The following is a 21,021-nucleotide window of genomic DNA, read 5'->3' on the forward strand; positions in this document are numbered from 1 at the left end:
GGAAATGACATTGAAATGAAAAGTGAAACGGGACGGCGAAAAAAAGCAATTATGCGGCGGATCGACCTTAAAACACCATCAGGCTCCCGGGTAAAACGGCTTGCCGATGGAGCTCGGCATGTTGACGCGAATCCACAGCGGGTTGCGCGAGATCAGGACCAGCACCACGATGGTGGACAGGTAGGGCAGCATGCTCAGGAACTGCGTGGGCATATTCACGCCCAGGCTTTGCAGGTGAAACTGCAGCATGGTCACGCCACCGAACAGGTAAGCCCCAAGCAACACCCGTGCCGGGCGCCAGGTGGCAAAGGTGGTGAGCGCCAGCGCTATCCAGCCCTTGCCGGCGATCATGCCCTCAACCCACAGCGGCGTGTAGACCACCGACACATAGGCGCCCGCCAGCCCGCACAGCGCACCGCCGGCCACCACGGCCGCCAGCCGGATGCGCCGCACCGGGTAGCCCAGCGCATGTGCTGACTCAGGGCTTTCACCCACCGAGCGCAACACCAGGCCGGCGCGCGTGCGGTACAAAAACCAGATCAACCCGCCCGTCAGCACCATTGCGATGTAAACCATGGGGTGCTGACGGAACAGCGCCGGACCAACGAGCGGAATATCGGCCAGAAAGGGAATCGGGTACTGCGACTGCTCGGGCAATTTCTCCTGCACATACTTGATGCCGGCAAAGGCCGAGAAACCCGCACCGAACAGGCTGAGCGCCAGGCCCGTGGCGTACTGGTTGGTGTTGAGCCAGATCACCAGCACGCCGAAAACCGCGGCCAGGAAAGCGCCCGCCGCCATGCCGGCCGCAAAGCCCAGCCAGCTGTTGCCGGTGTGCACCACGGTGGCAAAGCCTGCAATGGCCGCGCACAGCATCATGCCTTCGGCGCCCAGGTTGACGATGCCGGCTTTCTCGTTAATCAGCAGGCCCAGGGCCGCGATGGCCAGCACGGTGCCGGCGCTGAGTGTGGCCGCGATAAGCAATGCGGTGGAGTCCATCAGCCGGCTCCTTTCACAAGATCGGCGGAAGGCGGCGTGGCCACCGGTGTGGTGATGGGTTTTGCCAGCTTGAGGCGGTAGGCGATCAAGGTATCGCATGCCAGCAGGCTGAAGAGCAGCAGGCCCTGGAACACGCCAGTGATGGACTTGGGCAGCCCCAGGCGCGACTGCGCTAGCTCGCCGCCTATATAAAACATGCTCATCAGGATGGCCGAGAACACCACGCCGACCGGATGCAACCGACCGACGAAGGCGACGATGATCGCGGCAAAACCATACCCCGCCGGCACATAAGGCGTGAGCTGGCCGATGGGACCGGCCACCTCGAGCGCGCCTGCCAGGCCCGCCGCGGCACCGGATGTCAGTAGCGCCAGCCACAACGCGCGGCGCGACGAGAAGCCGGCGTAGCGTGCGGCAGCGGGTGCCAGGCCGCTGACCTCATGCCGAAAACCCGCGTGTGTGCGGAACATGAACAGCCACAGCCCTGCCACGCCCAACAGCGCCAGAACGATGCCGATGTTCACGCGCGAACCCTGCATGAGCCGTGGAATTTGCGTCACGGCCTCGAAGGTTTTGGTTTGCGGAAAGTTATAGCCGTTGGGGTCTTTCCAGGGGCCGAAGACGAGGTAGTTCAGCACCATCTCCGCCACATAGACCAGCATCAGGCTGACCAGGATTTCATTGGCGTTGAAACGATCGCGCAGCAAAGCGGTGATGCCGGCCCACACCATGCCGCCCGCAAGGCCTGCCAGCAATATGGCCGGAACGATCCAGGGGCCGGTGGTTTTTTCAGCCAGCAGCGCCACTCCGCCTGCGGCGATCGCACCCATGACGAACTGGCCTTCGGCGCCGATGTTCCAGACATTGGAGCGAAAACACACGGCCAGCCCCAGCGCGATGATAAGCAGCGGCGTGGCCTTGACCAGCAGTTCGCCGATGGCGTAAGGCGACTTGATGGGTTCCCAGAAAAACACCTGCATGCCCTTGACGGGGTCTTTGCCCAGCGCCACAAACAGCGCCACGCCGATCAGCACGGTAATCAGCAGGGCCAGCACCGGGGAGGCGTAGCTCCAGAAGGAAGACGGCTGGGGACGGATTTCGAGCTTCATGCCGAGGCCTCCGCCGTGGTTTGTGTTGTTTCTGTCTGGTGTGTGCCGGGCGCCCAGAGCCCACTCATCCACTGCCCCACCAGTTCCACCGTGGCGTCGGCGCGCGGCAGCGAGGGCGAGAGCTGTCCCTTGGCCATCACATAGAGCCGGTCGCAGATGTCAAACAGCTCTTCGAGCTCTTCGCTCACCACCAGCACCGCGCAGCCGGCGCCCGCCAGCTTGAGCAGCTCACCGCGTATCTGCGTGGCCGCACCCACGTCAACACCCCAGGTCGGCTGCGAAACGATCAGCAGCTCAGGCCGGGCATCAATCTCGCGGCCCATGATGAATTTCTGCAGGTTGCCGCCCGAAAGGGATTTGGCCACCGCCTGCGGCCCGCCGGACTTCACCTTGTAGTCGGCAATGATGCGGGCGGCCTGCGCCTGCAATGCGCCGCGGTCGAGCCAACCGCTTTTGCCGACGGCCTCCTTGCGCGTGAGCAACAGGTTGCGCGCCAGCGAAAGCGACGGTACGGCGCCGCGGCCCAGGCGTTCTTCAGGCACAAAGTGCAGGCCCAGCGCACGCCGGCCGCCAGGGCCGAACTTGCCCACCGGCTGGCCTTTGACTGTGATCGCATCGCTGGCTGCGCGGGTGTCTTCGCCCGACAGCGCATAGAGCAATTCTTTCTGGCCGTTGCCCGACACACCGGCAATGCCCACCACCTCCCCCGCCCGCACCTGCAGCGCGACCTGGTGCAGGTCGACGCCGAACTGTTCTTCCTTGGGCAGGTCGAGATGTTTCACCTCAAGCACCACGGCACCGGTGCGCACCGCCCGGTGTTCCAGCGCGGGTGGCTCGGCGCCAATCATCAAGCGGCTCAGCGAGGCATTGGATTCCTGCCGCGGATCGCAGAAACCGGAAACCTTGCCGCCGCGCAACACCGTGCAGGCGGTGCACAGCGCGCGAATTTCATGCAGCTTGTGGCTGATGTACAAAATACTGCAGCCCTGCGCAGCCAGCGTCCGCAGCGTGACAAACAGGTTCTCGACCGCCTGGGGCGTCAGCACCGACGTGGGCTCGTCCAGGATCAGCAGCCGCGGATGCGTGAGCAGCGCCCTGACAATCTCCACCCGCTGGCGCTCGCCCACGCTCAGGGTGTGCACGGGACGTGTCGGGTCCAGCTGCAGGCCATAGGCTTGCGTCGTCTGCATGATGCGCAGCGAGACTTCGGCCAGCGTGAGGTGCTTGTCCAGCCCCAGCCAGACGTTTTCGGCCACCGTCAGCGTGTCGAACAGGCTGAAGTGCTGAAACACCATGCTGATGCCCAGCGCCCGCGCCTCGTGCGGGTTGCGCACCACAACCGGTTTGCCGTCCATCGCCACGCTGCCGGCGTCGGGCTTCACCGAGCCGTAAATGATCTTCATCAGTGTGGATTTGCCCGCGCCGTTTTCACCGAGCACGGCGTGGATTTCACCGGGCTGTACCGTCAGCGAAATGCCACTGTTGGCCACCACGCCGGGGTAGCTTTTGGTGATGCCGGAAAGCTGCAGCCGCGGCGGCTGGCCGGTCGGGCTGTCAGTCTGGGGCGGGGTTGCGGTCATTGTCTCTGGGTATCCGGTTTTGTCTTCGATTTATAGGCAATCCTGGCTGCAGACCATACAGGACGGGCGCAAGCAGCTATTCTTTTCGTAGCGTTGAGGCCACGGACTTGACACGCTCGCGCAGCCACCGGGCCGAGTTGGAGGCGTGTGTGCGTTCGTGCCAGAGCTGGTAATACATCATGCGGGGAAAGGCGATCGGGATGGGCAGTATTTTCACCGGCAACAGGCTGGCAAAGCGTTCGCAGTACTGGCGCCCGGTGGTCATCACCAGCAAGCTTGATGCCACCATGGCCGGCATGAGGCTGAAGTGCGGGCAGCGCACCGTGATGTTGCGCACCATGCCCAGGGTGTCCAGATGCTCATCGATCACGCCCTTGGCGCCGGGGTGCGTGGCGGTGGGAGCGATGTGTTCGGCGTCCAGCCAGGTCGCGGCATCCCAGCCGCGGCGCACGGCCGGGTGCTCCTTGGCAACCAGGCAGACCACCTCGTCGCCGAAAAGGCGCGCCATGTGCAGGTCGTCGGGCGGTGCGGCCCAGTTGCCTATGACGATGTCGGCCTGGCCCTGCGCCAGGTGCGTGCGGTAGTCTGATTCAGCGGACAGGGGGTGGATTTCAATATGGCAGCCGGGCGCCTGCGATTTGATCTGCGCCACCAGCTGCGGCAGGAAAGACGGGTCCAGGTAGTCGCTGGCTGCCAGGCGAAAGGTGGTCTCGGCGGTGGCCGGGTCAAACCCGCGCGCATCGCTGAACAGCATGCCGGCCGCACGCAAAATGCTGGCCGAGGGCTCGATCATGCGCAGGCCCGCATCCGTAGGCACCATGCCGGCGCCGGAGCGCACCAGGATAGGGTCACCCGCCAGCGTGCGCAGGCGCTTGAGCGCCGCGCTGACGGCGGGCTGGTACATGCCCAGGCGGAGGGCGGCGCGTGATACGCTGCGTTCAATAAGCACGGTATTCAAGACCCTGATGAGATGGAGGTCTATCTTGTCGAAAAGCGCCTGGTCTTTCATACCTTTTCACCCATGCGGTTGATATGCACTTTTGTATGCCGGCCGCAGCAAGGCTGTTTTAACCTGAAGCATGGCTGTCCCATCATTTTCCAGACCCATCCGCTTCGTCAGGCGGGGTGAAGTTGTTTCCGTCAGCAATGTACCACCCAGCCGCACCCTGCTGGAGCTGCTGCGCGAGGACCTGGCCTGCACCGGCACCAAGGAGGGCTGCGGCGAAGGTGACTGCGGCGCCTGCACCGTGGTGCTGGGCGAGGCGGCCGGCGGCAAGGTCGAATACCGCGCCATCAACAGCTGCATTCGGCTGGCGCACTCCATAGACGGAATGGCGCTTTGGACTGTGGAAGATATTGCCACGGACGGTGCCCTACACCCTGCCCAGCAGGCCATGGTCGATAAGCACGGCTCCCAATGCGGCTTCTGCACACCCGGCTTCGTGATGAGCCTGTTCGGCGTGTACCAAAACCACGTCTGCAAGGGCGAGCCCATCACGCGGGAGCTGGCGCAGGAAGAACTCTCCGGCAACCTCTGCCGCTGCACCGGCTACCGGCCCATCCTGGAGGCCGCGCAGACCATGGGCAGCCTGCCTCCCGTCCGGGTCGATGAAGCCGGTTTGCTACAAAAACTGGAGCTGCTTGCGCCCGCCCCTGTTGGGCTGCAGGCCGATTTGGCTTACAAATCTCCACAAACACTGGCAGCCTTGCTGCAGGCCCGCGCCACCCACCCCGACGCCCAGCTGGTCGCCGGCTGCACCGACGTGGGATTGTGGGTGACCAAGCAGCACATACAGTTCGGCAAGGTGCTGGACGTCACCAAAGTGCGGGAACTGCGCCGCATTGAGGACTACCCGCATCACATCGCCATCGGCGCCGCCGTGACACTGGCCGACGCCTATGCGGCGCTGGTCAAAGGCCGGCCGCAGCTGCACAACTTCGCCGCCCGCTTTGCCGGGCTGCCGGTGCGCAATTCGGGCACGCTGGGCGGCAACATCGCCAACGGTTCGCCGATTGGCGACTCCATGCCCTTGCTGATTGCGCTGGGGGCCAACATCGTCCTGATGAGCGTGCGCGGCCACCGCGAAATGCCGCTGGAAGCGCTTTATACCGGCTACCGCAAGAATGTGATGGCGCCCGACGAAGTGCTGGCCTGGATCAAGGTGCCCAAGGTACAGACCCGGGAGGCCATGAAGGTTTACAAAATCTCCAAGCGCTACGACGACGACATTTCCGCCGTCTGTCTGGCGATCAACTTGCGGATTGAAAACAGCATCGTGGTCGCAGCTTCCATCGGTGCGGGCGGTGTGGCAGCCACGCCGGTGCGCGCCATCCGGACCGAGGCGGCGCTGACAGGGAAGCCCTGGACGCAGACCACTGTGCAGAACGCCATCGCTACGTTGCGCGCCGAGTTCTCGCCCATCTCGGACATGCGCGCCTCCGCAGCCTACCGCAGCCAGGTGCTCGGCAACCTGCTCCAGCGCTACTGGCTCGAAAGCCAGGGCCTGCAGCAGATCAACCTGGCCAACTTCCGGCTGGAGGAAGCCGCATGAACGCCGCGAAAGACATCTCCGTCAGCCGCGATGCAGTGGCCGACCCGGACGTGCGCGCAGCCAACGCCCGCGCTGGCGATATGCCCCCCGCGGACCTTGCGGAAAAAACGTCGCTGGCCCAAAAACCTGCGGGCACGCAGGCGGCGGGCCGCTCCACACCCCATGAAAGCGCGCGCGCGCAAGTCGCCGGCGCCGCCACCTATGTCGACGACATTCCGGAAGTGCGCGGCACGCTGCATGCGGCGCCCATTTTGTCGACCGTGGCACACGGAAAGCTGTTGCGCGTTGACACCGCCGCGGCCCTGGAGATGCCGGGCGTGCGCGATGTGATCCTCGCACGCGACATTCCGGGCGATCCGGTGCTGGGCAATTTCTCGCACGACGAACCGGTGTTTGCTCAAAACACCGTGCAGCACATAGGCCAGGTGATCGGCGTGGTGGTGGCAGACACCGTCATGCAGGCCCGCCGTGCCGCACGAAAGGTGGTCTGCCGTATCGAACCCCTGCCCTCCCTGCTGAACGTGCACGACGCGCTCAAGGCCGAAAGCTATGTGCTGCCGCCGGTTTTTGTGAAACGCGGCGATGCGGCAGCTGCGCTCAAAAGGGCACCGCACACACTGCACGGCACACTCGAAGTCGGCGGCCAGGAACATTTCTACCTCGAAGGCCAGGTCGCCTACGTGGTACCGCAGGAGCAGCAGCAATGGCTGGTTTACTCGAGCACCCAGCACCCCGGCGAGATCCAGCACTGGGTGTCGCACGCGCTGGGCATCGCCAACCATGCGGTACGTGTCGAATGCCGGCGCATGGGCGGCGGCTTTGGCGGCAAGGAAACTCAGTCAGGCCAGATGGCAGTCTGGGCCGCCATCGCTGCCCACAAGCTGCATTGCCCCGTCAAGCTGCGACTGGACCGCGACGACGACTTCATGGTCACCGGCAAACGCCATCCGTTTGCGTATGAATACGACGTGGGCTTTGACGACACCGGCCGGCTCAGCGGCCTCAAACTCATGATGGCGGTGAACTGCGGCTTCAGCGCCGACCTGTCAGGCCCTGTGGCCGACCGTGCAGTCTTCCACGCTGACAACGCCTACTTTCTGGAAGACGTGGAGATCGCGTCCTACCGCTGCAAAACCAACACGCAAAGCAACACGGCTTTTCGCGGCTTCGGCGGTCCGCAGGGCATGATCGTGATTGAAGCCATCATGGGCGACATTGCGCGCACGCTGAACCTGGACCCGCTGGCCGTGCGAAAACGCAATCTCTACGGCATCGGCGAGCGAGACGTCACCCACTACCAGATGAAGGTCGAGGACAACATCCTCGACCCGCTGCTATCAAAGCTGGCGCTGTCTGCGCTTTATTCACAACGCCGTCAGAAAATTTCTGCCTGGAACACCCAAAGCCCGGTCATCAAGCGCGGCATCGCCATCACACCCGTCAAGTTCGGCATTTCGTTTACCGCCACCCTCTTCAACCAGGCCGGCGCGCTGGTGCACGTCTACACCGACGGCAGCGTGCAGGTGAACCACGGCGGCACCGAAATGGGCCAGGGGCTGAACACCAAGGTCGCCCAGATCGTGGCCGATGAACTGGGCGTGCCGTTCGACCAGGTGCTGGCCACAGCCAGCGACACCAGCAAGATTCCGAATGCGTCAGCCACCGCCGCCTCAGCCGGCACCGACCTGAACGCGCGCGCCGCGCAATACGCCGCCCGCAATGTACGCGACAACCTGGCGCAATTTGTGGCCGGCCTGGACCGCTGCGGCGCGGGCGCGGTGCAGTTTGAAGGGGGCGAGGTTGTCACACCCGCAGGCGCGCGGCCTTTCACCGAAGTCGTGAAGCTGGCCTATGCCAACCGCATCCAGCTCTGGAGCGACGGCTTTTACCGCACACCCAAAATCCACTACGACAAGGCCACATTGACCGGCCGGCCGTTTTATTACTTCGCCTACGGCGCAGCCTGCACCGAAGTCGCCATCGACACCCTGACGGGCGAAAGCCGCGTGCTGAAAGTCGACATCCTGCATGACGTAGGCACCAGCATCAACCCGGCCATCGACATCGGCCAGATCGAAGGCGGCTTTGTGCAGGGCATGGGCTGGCTCACCACCGAGCAGCTGGTGTGGAACGACAAGGGCCTTTTGACCACGCACGCGCCCAGCACTTACAAGATTCCGGCGACCGGCGACGTGCCCGAGCACTTCAAGGTCGATTTGTGGCCCGAACCGAATCGCGAAGACAACGTCTTCGGCAGCAAGGCTGTGGGCGAACCGCCGCTGATGCTGGCGATCAGTGTGTATGAGGCCTTGCGCGACGCGATTGCCTCAACCCGGCCGGGCGGCAGCGCCGCCGTGTTGCAGGCTCCGGCCACACCCGAGCACGTGCTGGCGGCGCTGGGGCGCCGCTGAGCATCCCAGGGATCACGCCTCCCGGTACATCCCCGAGTCGCCGCGCACACCCAGCTTCTTCCTGAAGGCCTGAATGTCAAATCCCTCGCCGGCGAGCTGCTTTTGCATGACGGTCTGGGCGGCGGCCACCGCATCGGCATTGGCCCACTCGACCACGGTCACCACATCGAACTCGCTGCTGTCGCCCGTCTGGGTCAGCACATGCTTCTGCAAGCAGCCCGGCAGTTCGCCCAGCATGCGCTGGACATGGTGGATGCGCTCGACAAAAGCGGATATCGACTGCGAGGGCACGACGAATTTGTCGATCCGGAACACGGAAGCGGAAGCAGGGCTTGATGAATCGCTGGACATGAAAACAACTCCTTTGAAATAAGCGGGCCGGGTTGGCTCGCAAAAGCAGGAGTCTGAAACCTCAAGTAAAGTTTAGGTCAAGCATTTTTTCAGGGGAGCCCATGGGCACGGAACTGGAACAGGTCGGCATTTTCCCCACGCTCTCGGTCGGCGACATGGCGCGCCGCAGCGGCGTGGCGGTGTCCACCCTGCACTTTTATGAGAAAAAAGGGTTGATCAGCAGCAGCCGCACCGAGGGCAACCAGCGCCGCTACGCGCGTGAAATGCTGCGGCGCGTGGCCTTTGTGCGCGTCGCGCAGCGGGTGGGCATCGCGCTGGCCGACATCGAAGCCGCGCTGGCCACCCTGCCCGCGAAAGCAGCGCCCAGCCGCGCGGACTGGGAACGCCTGTCGGCCGCCTGGCGCGCCGACCTGGACGAGCGCATGGCCCAGCTCAAGAAACTGCGCGACACCCTGGACGACTGCATAGGCTGCGGCTGCCTGTCGATTGACAAATGCCGGCTGCGCAACCCGTATGACCAGCTCGCCGGGCAGGGCGCGGGGCCGCAGCGTTTGTGGGTTCGTCGCCGGGGAGACTAGAACAAGGGGCGGATCAGATCCAGCAACATCATCGCCACCGCAAAGCCCATCACCACCACACCGCCCCAACCGAACCATGTGGTCTTGAAACCAGAGGTGAAATTGCCCATTACCGATTTCCGGCCGGCCAGCAGCATCAGGCCAGCCATGATGGGCACGGCCACCACGCCGTTGATCACGGCACTCCAGTAAAGCGCTTTCATCGGGTCTATGCTGGTGAAGTCCATGCCGGTGCCGACTACGGTGGCGATGACGATGATGGCGTAGAAACGCTTGGCCTCATACCAGTGGCGCTCCAGGCCTTCGGGCCAGCCGAAGGCCTCGGCCACGGCGTAAGCGGCTGACGAGGCCAGCACCGGCACGGCCAGTAAACCGGTGGCGATGATGCCGCCGGCAAACAGCGCGAAGGCAAAATCGCCGGCCAGCGGCCGCAGCGCCTGCGCCGCCTGCGCGGCCGAAGTGACGTCGTGAATGCCAGCCGCATACAGCACCGCACCGCCCAGCACCATGATGAAGAAGGCGATGGCGTTCGAGAAAAACATGCCGATGTAGGTGTCGCGCTTGACGCGGCGCAGGTCGCGGCGGATCTTCTTTTCGGCGCCCAGCACGCCGCCCTTCAGGCGCAGTTCTTCGACCTCCTGCGAGGCCTGCCAGAAAAACAGGTAGGGCGAAATCGTGGTGCCCAGCAGCGCGACGATCATCATCCAGTAGCCCGAGGTCCATTGCAGTTTGGGAACGACCAGGTCATGCAGCACCTGGGCCCACTGCACCTGTACCAGGAACACGGCGATCACATAGGCAAACAGGAACAGCGTCAGCCATTTGAGGATGGGTGCGAGCTTGCGGTAAGGCACAAACACCTGCAGCAGCACGGTGATGATGCCGAAGGCCACTGCATGAAAGTGGTCGCCGCCGCCCACCGCCAGCTGCAGCGCCTCGCCCATCGCGGCAATGTCGGCGGCAATATTGATGGTGTTGGCAATCACCAGCAAAAACACCATGCTCATCAGGAAGGCGCGCGGCGTGTGTTCCCGCAGGTTGGCCGCCACACCCTTGCCGGTGACACGACCTATGCGGGCGCTGACCAGCTGGATGGCGATCATGAAGGGCAGCGACAAAAACACCGTCCAGAGCAACCCGGTGCCGAACTGCGCCCCCGCCTGCGTGTAGGTGGCGATACCGGAAGGGTCGTCGTCGGCGGCGCCGGTAACAACGCCTGGGCCGACGTGGCGCAGGAAAGAGGGGATGCGGTTCAACATGGCCGCGAGGCTAACACCAAAGCATGAGGCCAGGCTTAAGAACATGTTCACGCGACTGACAGATGACTTGCAGGCGAACTTCAGCATCAAAACAGCCCGTAGCCCAATCAGATCAGGCGCAAACAGCTACAAAATCAATAGCAGGCGCCGAACCGCGGGCGGCCGAACAGACGGACTGCAGACAAAGGCGTAGGATGACTCATCTGCGGCAAGCCCCCGCGGCCCATCGCGGTTCAGGACGCCAGAGGACCTTCGCGCAAGCGCAGCCTTCCCTCCATACCGGAGAAATCATGACCACTGCATCACGCATGAGCGTCCAGGCTTCACAGCCCTCACGGCGCGCGGCGCCTCCACCCGGCCTTGCCGGGGGGGCGTGCAAAGGCAATCGATATGGCACCGCACCTGCCTTGTCCGCTGGAGGAACCGCGTAATGGACAGCGCAGCCCTCAGCCTTCTGGGCGCCTTCCTGTTGTCCATCATCGGACTCTTTGTCTTTATCTGGTCGCTGCGCAAAGGGCTACTGCAAGAAAACCCTGTTGCAGCTTCCGTCATATTCGCGCACGGCGAGATCGGCCAGGTCGACGACCCCGCGCTACAGGACGCGGCACAGGAGTCGATGCAGAAGGCCGTGAAGGAAGGCGGCATCAAGACGCACGCGGCCGACGCCGCCGAGCTGCTGGACCGCATCACGTCCGACCGCTCCACCGCGTTTCCGGTGTTCATGTTCATCACCTTTGCCTGCCTGTGGCTCATCGTGGGCTCGATGGCGGGGCTGGTGTCGTCCATCAAGCTGCATGAGCCCGACTGGCTCACCGACTATGCCTGGCTGACTTTCGGCCGGATACGCACCGTGCACCTGACCGGCGTGCTCTATGGCTGGATCACCAATGCGGCGCTGGGAATGATCGTGTGGCTGCTGCCGCGGCTGCTGCGCACCCGGCTCTACGGCGCCATCTGGGTCATGCTGGGCGGGGCGCTTATCAACATGGGCATCGCCGGCGGCATAGGCGCCATCGCGACCGGCTGGAACGACGGCATGGAATACCTGGAAATTCCATGGCAGATCGCGATCTTCATCTTCGCCGGCTTTGCCCTTGTCATCCTGCCGGTGCTGTTCACGCTGGTCAACCGCAAGGTCTCGCACCTGTACGTCAGCGTCTGGTACATGACGGCGGCGCTGCTGTGGATTGCCCTGCTCTTCCTGGTCGGCAAGATGCCCGGCGTGCACACCGGCGTGCAGCAGGCCACCACCAACTGGTGGTACGGGCACAACGTGCTGGGCCTGTGGTTCACGCCGGTGAGCGTGGGCGCCATCTATTACTTCCTGCCCAAAATCATCGGCCGGCCGATACGCTCCTACAACCTCTCGCTGCTGGGCTTCTGGACGCTGGCATTTTTCTACGGGCAGGTCGGCGGCCACCACCTCATCGGCGGCCCGGTGCCCGGCTGGCTCATCACGCTGTCGATCGTGCAGAGCGTCATGATGGTGATCCCCGTGATCGCCTTCAGCATCAACATGGGCGCCACGCTGCAGGGGCGCATGCATCTGGCGCGGTATTCGCCGACGCTGCGCTTCATGATGTTCGGCGGGCTGATGTACCTTGCGTCATCGCTGCAGGGCTCGCTGGAGGCGCTGCGCAGCGTCAACCAGATCACCCACTTCACCCATTTCACGGTGGCCCATGCGCACCTTGGCGCCTATGCCTTTGTCACCATGGTGCTGTTCGGCGCCATCTATTTCATGATGCCCCGGGTGCTGAACTGGGAGTGGCCCTACCCGAAACTGATCACCCTGCATTTCTGGCTGGCGGCTGTCGGGGTGACTATTTATTTTGTCGGGCTCACCATCGGCGGCTGGCTTCAAGGTGTGGCGATGCTGGATGCCGCCCAGCCCTTCATGGCCTCGGTCGAGCTGACCCTGCCCTACCTGAAATGGCGATCCGTGGGCGGCGGCTTGATGGTTCTCAGCCACATAGTGTTCGTCGGCCATTTCCTGGCCATGGCGCTTCGCTTCGGGCCGGGCCGTGCGGGCGCCGCCCTCTTCTGGCCCAACGACGCACGCAGCGTTGAAATGGGAGCCGCTCATGGAAAATGAAGTCAAGCTGGCATCGGGCGCCATGGTGGCCCTGGGCATCGCCACGGCAGCCCTGGTGGTGATGCCCTACATGCAGGTGCGCGACATCAAGCCACCGCCGGAGCTGAAAAACTACACCAGCGCCCAACTCCGCGGGCGCGAGGTCTACATTGCCAATGGCTGCGTTTATTGCCACAGCCAGCAGCCGCGTGACCGGAACTTCGGCCCAGATGCGGAGCGCGGCTGGGGCCGGGCCTCGGTGCCGGGCGATTATTTCTACGACAAGCCGCACCTGCTGGGCAGCATGCGCACCGGGCCGGACCTCTTCAACATCGGGGCGCGCCAGCCGAGCAAGGACTGGCACCTGGGCCACCTCTACCAGCCGCGCGCCTACGTACCCGGCTCCATCATGCCGTCCTACCCCTACCTCTTCACGGTGAAGGACGCCAAAGACGCTGAAAGCGAGGGCGAGCAGCCGCTGGCCCTGCCGCCCGCCTACGGGCCGAATGTCGGCCAGGTGGTTGTGCCCTCGCCGCAGGCGCTGGACCTGGTCAAGTACCTGCAGGGCCTGAACCACACCTACCCGGTGCTGCCACCCGCCCCCAAGCCCTGAGCCACACAAGGTCATCCCATGTTGAACGACAAGACATCTGAAAGCCGGGCCCAGGAGCGGGAACAGGCCGAGCCCTCCGAAAAAAGCCAGCCCATTCCGTTGATCTTCCTGGTCGGGGCATTGGCCCTGGTGCTGTGGGGCGCGGGCTACATCGTGCTGTCCGGCTCCTTCGGCCGCGCCGACCTGGGGGACAGGCGCACGGTGGCAGACCTCTCGGGACCCGCGCCAGGCGCTGCGGCCAACGGCAAACAGCTGTTCACCGCCAACTGCGTTGCCTGTCACCAGGCCACCGGCAAAGGGCTCCCCGGCGTGTTTCCACCGCTGGACGGCTCCGAATGGGTCACCGGCGACGAGCGCACCGTGGCCAACATCCTGCTGCACGGCGTCACGGGCGAGATCACCGTCATGGGCAACACCTTCAAGGGCGCCATGCCGGCCTTCGCGCAGTTCAGCGACGCTGAACTGGCCGCGGTGGCGAGCTACGTCCGCGCCGAATGGTCCAACAAGGCGGGTGCGATCAAGCCCGAGCTGTTTGAAGCCGAACGCAAGGCCGGCACGCGCACCACACCGTTCAACGGCGCCGCCGAGCTCAAGGCGCTGGCGGCCAAAAGCTCCTGAACTGAAGGGGCAGCAAGCGTGATGGGCCAGCCCTGATGCTTCGCACCGCCTTGCTCAGTGCCATGCTGGCCCTGGCGGGTTATGCCGCCGCCGCGTGGCTCACGCACGACTTCCAGGTCTGGACCGCCGAGGGCGCCCGCCGGCTCGAAGTTGCGCTGCGACCTGCCGCAACTCCCGCAGTCAGCGCCGACGGGCCCGGCATCGCCCCTCTGGCACTGTCGCAGCAGCTCGCCGACGGGCAGTCCGTCACGCTGGTGGATTTCATCTACACACGTTGCCAGACCGTCTGCCTGGCGATGGGCAGCAGCTTCCAGCAAATGCAGCAGATATTGCAGGCGAGGCAGGAGCGCGGTGGCAGGGTCAAGCTGCTGTCGATCAGCTTCGATGGGCGTCACGACAGCCCCGCCGTGCTGCAGGCCTATGCAGCGCGATTGAGCGCCGACCCGGCGCTATGGCGCTTTTTGCGTGTGCAGGACCCGCGGGACACCCAGCGCCTGCTGGCGGATTTCCAGGTCGTGGTGGTTCCTGATGGCCGCGGCGATTTTGAACACAACGCGGCGCTGCTGGTCATCGACCAGAAAGGCCGGCTGGTTCGCATTTTTGACTACGCGGAACAGCAGCTCGCGCTCGACTATGCGCAGCACCTTGCGCAGGCGGCTCCGCCATGAAGAGGCTGGCACCTCCCTCGCGCGGTACCCTGGCGGTTATGGCCGCCGCCCTGTTGTGCCTGCTGGCATGGCCCGGCCTGCGGCACGGGCTGGAAGCCAGCATGACACTTCACATGCTGGTGCAATACCCGCTGCTGGCGCTGGCTGGCTATCTGCTCGCTACAGCACTGCCGGGGCGCTGGCTGGCTCGCCTGGGGCTCTGGAATGCCCACGGCATCAGCGGTTTGTTTGCGGCCGCGGTGCTGCTCGCGATCCTGATGATCCCCCGCGTACTGGACCTGGCGCTGGTGGACGGCCGCATCGAAATCCTGAAATGCCTGGCCCTGCTGGCCTGCGGCGCCGCCGTGCGCCTGTCCTGGCAAGCGGCGGGCCTGCTGGTGCAGGGTTTCTTTCTGGGCAATGTGCTGCCGATGATGGCAGTCGTGGGCAACCTGTATGAAACCTCACCGGTACGCGTCTGCAACGCCTACCTGCTGGACGACCAGGCACGGCTGGGGCAGATGCTGGTTTGGATTGCGGCGGCGATTGCCGCTGCATGGTTTACCTGGCTGGTCCGTGCCTTGATGCAAAGAGACACTGCCATGCTGCCTGACGATGCAGCAACGAAACCCACGGCACGCTGACACCACTCATGCCGCCGGGGCGCCACTCACATGGCAAGGTTCAGATCCACTTCCAGGCCTGCCCGCTTCATTTCACGTGCCAGCAGCAGCCGCCACAGTCCTGCCTCGTCGACCGAAATGCTTGTGGCACCCTTCAGGACATCCGGCAAGGCGTCGTCTTCGGACAGCAGGCAGGCAATGCGGTTACGGCCGAGCGCGGCCAGCATGAACCCGATGGCCAGCATGGCCGCTGGCGCATCGGATTTGTTGCCCGGCAGGAGCAGCAAAAACGCCACATTGCGCAGCCCCTCCAGCTGGTCGATGGTGACGGCGTCGAGTATCGCAGCCTCCAGCCCCAGCTGCTCCATGAACTGGCACGCGTCGCCCACGGCATCTCCGCCCAGGCCCAGGATGGCCACGCGAGAACCGGACACGGCTTGCGGCGCGGTGGCGGAAGAGAGATCGGTCTTGGACATGGGCATCCTCGTTGGAATGGAAGGTGAAGGTGTGGAGATCTGCTCCGGTTCCGGTTCCGGTTCCGGTTCCGGTTCCGGTTCCGGTTCCGGTGCTGGTGCTGGTTCCGGTGCTGGCGCTGGCGCTGGTGGGGGCGGTGGCACCGGTTTCGCCTCCGCAACCGGCTCCACTATCGGCGCTGCAGTGCCATTGAGGTAGTCGCTCAGCAGCTTCTTGGCCGCATTCACGCGCATGATGGCCAGATCGATCCCCTGCCTGACTTTTTGCTGGCGTTCGTCTTCCGTGAAGCGGTCGCCGAAAGTTTTGTCCAGCAGAAAATCCTGTATCGCGACGGCAAACTGCCGGTATTCGGGCGTGCCCACGCCAAAGCTGTCGGCCAGGGTGGTGTTGACTTTCTTTTGCAAGGACTCCACGCTCGAATCCCAGCCGGTTTGCGTCACCGATATTTTGAAGGCCCGCAGAATCTTGATCTGCCGGTTGACCTTTTCGATCGCGTTCTCGATCTGGGCTCTATCGAGGGCGCCGGATGGTAGTGTGTTTTTGCCGTTGGACATGCAGGTTCCTCATGCGACCAGCCCATACTGTAAGGCTTCTCTGGTCCCGGACTCAACACCAGCAATGCACCGCACCTTTTCATATTGGCATGCATCGGCCAGGAATGACCCGGTTATTCATTGCATCTGCAGCGAAATCACTGTTCCGCCACCGCATGGCTCGCACGAGAACTTCACTGGCAGGAAGGCTTCGATGGTCCGCGCATTGGTGCGGGTGTGCTCGGTCAGCTCCGTCGCCCAATAGCGCCCCATCCGGCCCTGCAGGCCCGCCAGTGCCATGGGAATCATCAGCTGGTCCGCCAGGTGCGGGCCTATCGGCGCCTCGTGGGCCTGGTAGTCCTTCACCTCCTGCAACACACGGCGGGCAACCTGCTCGGCACTCACGCTCTTTTCGCCATAGGCCGCAAAGACCTCGGTGATGTGCTCATAGCGCAGGACAGCCAACAGCGCATTGCCTGGCCCTTCGTTGCTGCGCAGCCCGCGGTCGCGCAGGCAGCCATCTTCCCAACCCAGCCCCTTGCGCAGCACGTCCATCTCACGTTCAGCCACGCCTCTGGGCAGGCCCGCGTGCAGGCATTCGGCATAAGCCTCCAGCAACGCGCCGCGCTCCATGAGGTGAATGGCCGAAAAGCCCTGCGCGGGCGGGTTCAGGCGCACGCGCGCCTCCCCGCCTCCCGCCGGGTAGAAACCGTGGCGGCGCAGTTCAATGTCAAACAGTGCCTCTCCATTGCCCGCGAAGTAAGGTGCCAGCAGCGACAGGAAGGAACACGACGGCGCCATGGGGTTGTGCGTGCCGCCGCTGAGCAGCAGCGTCGAAGCCGCCTTGGCCTGCAGCAGCGGCCACAGCACGGTCTGCAGCACCAGCATGCAGCTGCCTGCCGAGCCGACCGCAAATTCGTAGTCGCCCGCGCGCACTTCACCAGGCGTGAACAGCAACGTGCTTTCGCCAATCTGTACCGCCTGACCGGTGGCATTGACGGCAGAAGTCCGATCGAAGCCGCCGCCCACAGCCACAGCCGCGTTCACGCAGGCCAGGTGCTGGCGCATCAGGCCGGGCTTGGGCCGCTTCGCACGGATGTTGTCCATGCGAAAGGGCTTGCCCGTCACCAGGCTGAGGGCCAGCGCGGTGCGCAAAATCTGCCCGCCGCCTTCGCCTTGCGAGCCATCGAGTTCAATCATTGTTTTTCTTCTTTCATCATCAGTCAGTTGCGCTGGCGGCCAGCACGCTCAAGGTCCGGTTAACAGGGTTCCACACCGTCAGGCACCAAATGCCCCACCACTCTTTTCCCGCCTCAAAATAATTACTCCATTCGCTGCGCGATGGTTCAAGATCAGGATCGCCGACCCAGTCGATCACCTCAGGAAGATGGCCCGGGATCAAACCTAAAATTTGACACCACTGCTCAAACAGAGCCTTCGCGTCAGCATCTTTCATGAAACCATAGGGTGGGTCACTAAAACTCAAAAACAAACAAGGCGCACCGGCTGGGTGCGCCGCGCAGGAAAGGAGGTTCTGTACTTTTTCCACCGGCAAAATTTCCGGACTCGCAGCGGCACAGTCGTAGTCGAGCTGATGAAAATTCGACGCACTAAATTGCGGAAATTTTTTGATGGCCTCCTGGTGGTTTACCAACCATCGCTCCCGTACGTCCGCGAACAGCAGCTCCAGCGCGCACCGATGCAGCGCCGCAGAAGGATCAATTCCTTTCTCCAGCCTGTAAACAGCAAAATCAAATACGCCGCCAGCTTCGGCGAGCTTTCCCCGAAGATCCGTCAAGGCAGGATCGGACAGCGCCCGCAAGGCGTTCTCCTTTTGATCCCCTCCCTCAACCTTTGACACACACCACCTGCTTGAGCGTGTAAACCACCTCCACCAGGTCGCTCTGCGCCAGCATCACGGCGTCAATGTCCTTGTAGGCCATCGGGATCTCGTCGATCACCTCGGCGTCCTTGCGGCATTCCACACCCTCGGTAGCCTTGATCTGGTCGTCCACCGTGAACAGCTTCTTGGCCTGGGTACGGCTCATGGTGCGGCCGGCCCCGTGGCTGCAGCTCATAAAGCTGTCGGGGTTGCCCTTGCCGCGCACGATGAAACTCTTGGCCCCCATGCTGCCGGGAATGATCCCGAGCTCTCCCGCCTTGGCGCTCACGGCGCCCTTGCGGGTCACAAACACTTCCTGCCCAAAGTGCGTTTCTTTCTGCACATAGTTGTGGTGGCAGTTCACCGCCTCCAGGTGCGTCTCAAACGGCTTGCTGATGACCTTGCGCAGCGCGCCAATGGCGGCCTGCATCATCACCTCGCGGTTCAGGCGCGCAAACTTCTGCGCCCAACCCACGCCGCGCACATAGTCGCCAAAGTACTGCGAGCCTTCTTCCAGGTAGGCCAGGTCTTTGTCCGGCAGATTGCGCTGGTGCAGCTCGGCGTCTTTCTTCGCAAGTTCAATGAAATGCGTACCGATGGCGTTACCCACCCCGCGCGAACCGCTGTGCAGCATGATCCAGACCCCGCCGCTTTCGTCGAGGCACACCTCGACAAAGTGGTTGCCGCCACCCAGCGTTCCCATGTGGCGATGGTTGTTGGTGTTCTTCAGGCGCGGGTAGTCCAGGCAGATGGCCTCGAATTCATCGACCAGCTGGCCCCAGGCCGCATCGGCCGCACTGGGCGGGTTCGTCCAGGCGCCGACTTCACGCACCGAACCATTCCTGCGATAGGTCTTGGGGGCCGATCCGTGCGGCACGGCTTTTTCGATTTCCAAGCGCAGCGGGCCGAGGTTGTCAGGGAGGTCTTCGGCACGAAGCGTGGTCTTGCACGCCATCATGCCGCAGCCGATGTCCACACCTACCGCGGCAGGAATGATCGCCTTCAAAGTCGGGATCACACTGCCGATGGTTGCGCCCAGGCCGTAGTGCACGTCGGGCATCACGGCCACGTGCTTGAACACGATGGGCAGTCGTGCGGAATTCTCCAGCTGCTTGAGTGCCTGCGCTTCCACCGGCACGCCGTTAGTCCACATCTTTACCGGCACACCGCCGGGAACTTCGTGTTGTTGGTAGTTCATTGTTTTTCTTCTTTCTCGATTTTTGTTCGTTGTTCTGAATTCATTGCACCATACCGTCCGCGGCGGCACGGGCGTAATTCACCAGTTCGGCATCGTTAGCCACGGTAGTGATAAAGCGCGCCATGCGCTGGTCGATAGCTTCCTTGCGTTGCAGGTCATGCACCGTATGGCCAATTCCGTGCAATGCGGATCTTTGTACTTCGCGAAAGGGCATATCCAGCATTTCGCACAACACATGCCACACAGCGTCGCGCCACTCCGGAATGTGTTTTGCATTCCAAAAAGTCGGCCACACGTCAAACCACATATGGCACACAAAGTCCAGGCGAGTGACGCCGCTGGCATCTTCCGTTGCCTCTGCAGGATCCAGTCGCGGTCCTATGCAGTCCCTCCACAAGGAAGGAAAGGCCCGCATCATCTGCATGGCGTCGGCCAGAGGTACCGAAGGGTCGTTTGGCATATGTGGAATATTTCCCGCGTTGTTGCTCATCACATGGTTAAGGCCCATGCCCACTTGTTGGTTGCTATACGGAGCCAGGTCGGCACCCGCATTGGCAAACAGTACGGTCTGGATGCGCGTCCACTCCAGTGGTGTGGCGGCAAACTCGGGTTCATCGATACTCCAGTACCACTCTTGCTCGTTTGCCGAAGGTACAGGCCGGTCAAAAAGATAGCGCAAGGCCGCCGCGTACAGCACGGGGTCCAGGCCAACGGTCTCCGCGGTCAATACGGCGGAGGTCCTCGCCTGCCGTTTCTGTCTGGGTGTCAAATTTTGTTTTTTCATGATCGTCATTTCCGCATCTGTGGTGTTGTGTAATCCACCAACCAACATCCGCCTTCGTGATTGGTCACCAGGGCCAGTTGGCCCGGTATCAGGGATACAAAACCCTCCAGCAAAGTCCCTTCAGAGCCTCGCGCCCGCGAGCACAAACGCGCCTTGAGCTGCGAAAGAGCCAGTGTCTCGATACTTTCGCTGCTATGGCCACAGGCCAGCACATGCGCTTCACGTACCTTGTGCGCCTGCGCCAACCTTATCGCTTGGTCTACCATCGCAGCCCACTCCATACGCGGCGGCAGGCTTTCGTACACGTCGCAAGGCCAAGCACGCCACGGCAGGATTTTTCGCCATTTCTCTGGCTTTCCCTGCAATAGCGTGACCCAGCGTTCGGCATAGGTCGGGGCTACGCACGCGAACAGCGCGGCGAAGTGCGCCAACTGCGCGTCGGTGACAGGCCTACCCACCGCCTCACGCATTGCTCTGGACTGCTCCGGCGGGGTATTGTTCGTTTTCATCTTTTTCTTTTCACGACTTCAATTTTGGTGGACGCGGCGGGATTCGAACCCGCATCAATACGGCGACCACGGTGTTTGACGCCTGTGGCCCAGCTGACGGTTGGAAACGCGCGCCAGTGGCAGACCCGTCATCGGAGCCAGCACCTGCATCCTCAACCTAGCCCGTCAACCGGCTTGCCCGCCGCACCCGGTGTTACCCGGCCTGCCTGCAATATCAACATTTTTGG

Annotated in this window: 20 protein-coding genes; 8 read left to right on the forward strand and 12 right to left on the reverse strand. The window is 63.2% G+C overall.

Going from position 1 to position 21,021, the window contains the following annotated elements:
• Positions 1-78 precede the first annotated feature (78 nt).
• The 4 genes from AC1D11_RS10940 to AC1D11_RS10955 all read right to left on the reverse strand — a co-directional run bounded on the left by AC1D11_RS10940 (position 79) and on the right by AC1D11_RS10955 (position 4,697).
• Positions 79-999 carry an ABC transporter permease gene (locus tag AC1D11_RS10940; protein ID WP_477647854.1) on the reverse strand — a complete coding sequence of 307 codons (921 nt, stop codon included), beginning with the start codon at positions 997-999 and terminating at the stop codon, positions 79-81.
• On the reverse strand, positions 999-2,108 hold the full coding sequence (locus tag AC1D11_RS10945) for an ABC transporter permease (RefSeq protein ID WP_477647853.1): 1,110 nt from the start codon (positions 2,106-2,108) through the stop codon (positions 999-1,001). The genes AC1D11_RS10940 and AC1D11_RS10945 overlap by 1 nt, the downstream gene beginning before the upstream one ends.
• The gene (locus AC1D11_RS10950) at positions 2,105-3,688 is read right to left on the reverse strand and encodes an ABC transporter ATP-binding protein (RefSeq protein ID WP_477647852.1); all 1,584 of its coding nucleotides are present in this window, start codon (positions 3,686-3,688) and stop codon (positions 2,105-2,107) included. Before AC1D11_RS10950 ends, AC1D11_RS10945 begins: the two co-directional genes overlap by 4 nt.
• A gap of 76 nt (positions 3,689-3,764) precedes the next feature.
• Positions 3,765-4,697 (reverse strand): LysR family transcriptional regulator, encoded by a 933-nt coding sequence (locus tag AC1D11_RS10955; RefSeq protein ID WP_477647851.1) that lies wholly within the window; start codon positions 4,695-4,697, stop codon positions 3,765-3,767.
• A gap of 70 nt (positions 4,698-4,767) precedes the next feature.
• On the opposite strand from AC1D11_RS10955, the gene xdhA reads away from it, so the two are divergent.
• Positions 4,768-6,240 (forward strand): xanthine dehydrogenase small subunit, encoded by a 1,473-nt coding sequence (xdhA, locus tag AC1D11_RS10960; protein WP_477647850.1) that lies wholly within the window; start codon positions 4,768-4,770, stop codon positions 6,238-6,240.
• Positions 6,237-8,651, forward strand: a complete 2,415-nt coding sequence (gene xdhB, locus AC1D11_RS10965; RefSeq protein ID WP_477647849.1) for a xanthine dehydrogenase molybdopterin binding subunit — start codon at positions 6,237-6,239, stop codon at positions 8,649-8,651. The genes xdhA and xdhB overlap by 4 nt, the downstream gene beginning before the upstream one ends.
• 12 nt (positions 8,652-8,663) lie before the next feature.
• On the opposite strand, the gene AC1D11_RS10970 is transcribed toward xdhB, so the two are convergent.
• The gene (locus AC1D11_RS10970; RefSeq protein WP_477647848.1) at positions 8,664-9,002 is read right to left on the reverse strand and encodes an antibiotic biosynthesis monooxygenase; all 339 of its coding nucleotides are present in this window, start codon (positions 9,000-9,002) and stop codon (positions 8,664-8,666) included.
• A 101-nt stretch (positions 9,003-9,103) separates the two neighbouring features.
• Here AC1D11_RS10970 and soxR point away from each other — a divergent pair, with 101 nt between their 5' ends.
• The gene (soxR, locus tag AC1D11_RS10975) at positions 9,104-9,580 is read left to right on the forward strand and encodes a redox-sensitive transcriptional activator SoxR (protein ID WP_477651027.1); all 477 of its coding nucleotides are present in this window, start codon (positions 9,104-9,106) and stop codon (positions 9,578-9,580) included.
• Here the strand turns inward: soxR and AC1D11_RS10980 are convergent.
• Complete coding sequence (locus AC1D11_RS10980; protein WP_477647846.1) at positions 9,577-10,839, reverse strand: Nramp family divalent metal transporter; 1,263 nt, start codon at positions 10,837-10,839, stop codon at positions 9,577-9,579. The genes soxR and AC1D11_RS10980 overlap by 4 nt on opposite strands.
• Before the next feature lie 430 nt (positions 10,840-11,269).
• Between AC1D11_RS10980 and AC1D11_RS10985 the strand changes: the two genes are divergently transcribed.
• The 5 genes from AC1D11_RS10985 to AC1D11_RS11005 are packed head-to-tail and all read left to right on the forward strand — an operon-like array spanning position 11,270 to position 15,435.
• Positions 11,270-12,934, forward strand: coding sequence for a cbb3-type cytochrome c oxidase subunit I (locus AC1D11_RS10985; protein ID WP_477647845.1), 1,665 nt, complete (start codon positions 11,270-11,272; stop codon positions 12,932-12,934).
• Positions 12,924-13,526, forward strand: coding sequence for a cbb3-type cytochrome c oxidase subunit II (locus tag AC1D11_RS10990; protein WP_477647844.1), 603 nt, complete (start codon positions 12,924-12,926; stop codon positions 13,524-13,526). Before AC1D11_RS10985 ends, AC1D11_RS10990 begins: the two co-directional genes overlap by 11 nt.
• Before the next feature lie 18 nt (positions 13,527-13,544).
• Positions 13,545-14,144 carry a c-type cytochrome gene (locus AC1D11_RS10995; RefSeq protein WP_477647843.1) on the forward strand — a complete coding sequence of 200 codons (600 nt, stop codon included), beginning with the start codon at positions 13,545-13,547 and terminating at the stop codon, positions 14,142-14,144.
• A gap of 35 nt (positions 14,145-14,179) precedes the next feature.
• A complete protein-coding gene (locus AC1D11_RS11000; RefSeq protein ID WP_477647842.1) occupies positions 14,180-14,812 on the forward strand; it encodes an SCO family protein in 633 nt (210 codons plus the stop codon).
• Positions 14,809-15,435 carry a hypothetical protein gene (locus tag AC1D11_RS11005; protein WP_477647841.1) on the forward strand — a complete coding sequence of 209 codons (627 nt, stop codon included), beginning with the start codon at positions 14,809-14,811 and terminating at the stop codon, positions 15,433-15,435. Before AC1D11_RS11000 ends, AC1D11_RS11005 begins: the two co-directional genes overlap by 4 nt.
• A 26-nt stretch (positions 15,436-15,461) precedes the next feature.
• Here the strand turns inward: AC1D11_RS11005 and AC1D11_RS11010 are convergent, their stop codons facing one another.
• The 6 genes from AC1D11_RS11010 to AC1D11_RS11035 all read right to left on the reverse strand — a co-directional run bounded on the left by AC1D11_RS11010 (position 15,462) and on the right by AC1D11_RS11035 (position 20,794).
• Positions 15,462-16,442, reverse strand: coding sequence for a hypothetical protein (locus tag AC1D11_RS11010; RefSeq protein ID WP_477647840.1), 981 nt, complete (start codon positions 16,440-16,442; stop codon positions 15,462-15,464).
• 117 nt (positions 16,443-16,559) lie between these two features.
• On the reverse strand, positions 16,560-17,621 hold the full coding sequence (gene rtcA / locus AC1D11_RS11015) for an RNA 3'-terminal phosphate cyclase (RefSeq protein WP_477647839.1): 1,062 nt from the start codon (positions 17,619-17,621) through the stop codon (positions 16,560-16,562).
• Positions 17,622-17,640: 19 nt separating this feature from the next.
• Complete coding sequence (locus AC1D11_RS11020) at positions 17,641-18,282, reverse strand: hypothetical protein (protein ID WP_477651442.1); 642 nt, start codon at positions 18,280-18,282, stop codon at positions 17,641-17,643.
• Positions 18,269-19,501 (reverse strand): RtcB family protein, encoded by a 1,233-nt coding sequence (locus tag AC1D11_RS11025; RefSeq protein ID WP_477647837.1) that lies wholly within the window; start codon positions 19,499-19,501, stop codon positions 18,269-18,271. Before AC1D11_RS11025 ends, AC1D11_RS11020 begins: the two co-directional genes overlap by 14 nt.
• Positions 19,502-19,541: 40 nt before the next feature.
• Positions 19,542-20,294 carry a hypothetical protein gene (locus AC1D11_RS11030; protein WP_477647836.1) on the reverse strand — a complete coding sequence of 251 codons (753 nt, stop codon included), beginning with the start codon at positions 20,292-20,294 and terminating at the stop codon, positions 19,542-19,544.
• On the reverse strand, positions 20,291-20,794 hold the full coding sequence (locus tag AC1D11_RS11035; RefSeq protein WP_477647835.1) for a hypothetical protein: 504 nt from the start codon (positions 20,792-20,794) through the stop codon (positions 20,291-20,293). The genes AC1D11_RS11030 and AC1D11_RS11035 overlap by 4 nt, the downstream gene beginning before the upstream one ends.
• Between the last annotated feature and the right edge of the window lie 227 nt (positions 20,795-21,021).

It is taken from the genome of Polaromonas sp. P1_E11 (genome assembly GCF_056405995.1).

Excerpts from the sequence above, each read along its gene's own strand:
- AC1D11_RS10945 (WP_477647853.1), bottom strand. The coding sequence starts at position 2,108 with ATGAAGCTCGAAATCCGTCCCCAGCCGTCTTCCTTCTGGAGCTACGCC.
- AC1D11_RS10955 (WP_477647851.1), bottom strand. The coding sequence starts at position 4,697 with ATGAAAGACCAGGCGCTTTTCGACAAGATAGACCTCCATCTCATCAGG.
- AC1D11_RS11030 (WP_477647836.1), bottom strand. The coding sequence starts at position 20,294 with ATGACGATCATGAAAAAACAAAATTTGACACCCAGACAGAAACGGCAG.
- soxR (WP_477651027.1), top strand. The coding sequence starts at position 9,104 with ATGGGCACGGAACTGGAACAGGTCGGCATTTTCCCCACGCTCTCGGTC.
- AC1D11_RS11005 (WP_477647841.1), top strand. The coding sequence starts at position 14,809 with ATGAAGAGGCTGGCACCTCCCTCGCGCGGTACCCTGGCGGTTATGGCC.
- AC1D11_RS11035 (WP_477647835.1), bottom strand. The coding sequence starts at position 20,794 with ATGAAAACGAACAATACCCCGCCGGAGCAGTCCAGAGCAATGCGTGAG.
- xdhA (WP_477647850.1), top strand. The coding sequence starts at position 4,768 with ATGGCTGTCCCATCATTTTCCAGACCCATCCGCTTCGTCAGGCGGGGT.
- AC1D11_RS11025 (WP_477647837.1), bottom strand. The coding sequence starts at position 19,501 with ATGAACTACCAACAACACGAAGTTCCCGGCGGTGTGCCGGTAAAGATG.
- AC1D11_RS10950 (WP_477647852.1), bottom strand. The coding sequence starts at position 3,688 with ATGACCGCAACCCCGCCCCAGACTGACAGCCCGACCGGCCAGCCGCCG.
- AC1D11_RS10995 (WP_477647843.1), top strand. The coding sequence starts at position 13,545 with ATGTTGAACGACAAGACATCTGAAAGCCGGGCCCAGGAGCGGGAACAG.
- rtcA (WP_477647839.1), bottom strand. The coding sequence starts at position 17,621 with ATGATTGAACTCGATGGCTCGCAAGGCGAAGGCGGCGGGCAGATTTTG.
- AC1D11_RS10985 (WP_477647845.1), top strand. The coding sequence starts at position 11,270 with ATGGACAGCGCAGCCCTCAGCCTTCTGGGCGCCTTCCTGTTGTCCATC.
- AC1D11_RS11000 (WP_477647842.1), top strand. The coding sequence starts at position 14,180 with ATGCTTCGCACCGCCTTGCTCAGTGCCATGCTGGCCCTGGCGGGTTAT.
- xdhB (WP_477647849.1), top strand. The coding sequence starts at position 6,237 with ATGAACGCCGCGAAAGACATCTCCGTCAGCCGCGATGCAGTGGCCGAC.
- AC1D11_RS10940 (WP_477647854.1), bottom strand. The coding sequence starts at position 999 with ATGGACTCCACCGCATTGCTTATCGCGGCCACACTCAGCGCCGGCACC.
- AC1D11_RS10990 (WP_477647844.1), top strand. The coding sequence starts at position 12,924 with ATGGAAAATGAAGTCAAGCTGGCATCGGGCGCCATGGTGGCCCTGGGC.
- AC1D11_RS11010 (WP_477647840.1), bottom strand. The coding sequence starts at position 16,442 with ATGTCCAACGGCAAAAACACACTACCATCCGGCGCCCTCGATAGAGCC.
- AC1D11_RS10980 (WP_477647846.1), bottom strand. The coding sequence starts at position 10,839 with ATGTTGAACCGCATCCCCTCTTTCCTGCGCCACGTCGGCCCAGGCGTT.
- AC1D11_RS10970 (WP_477647848.1), bottom strand. The coding sequence starts at position 9,002 with ATGTCCAGCGATTCATCAAGCCCTGCTTCCGCTTCCGTGTTCCGGATC.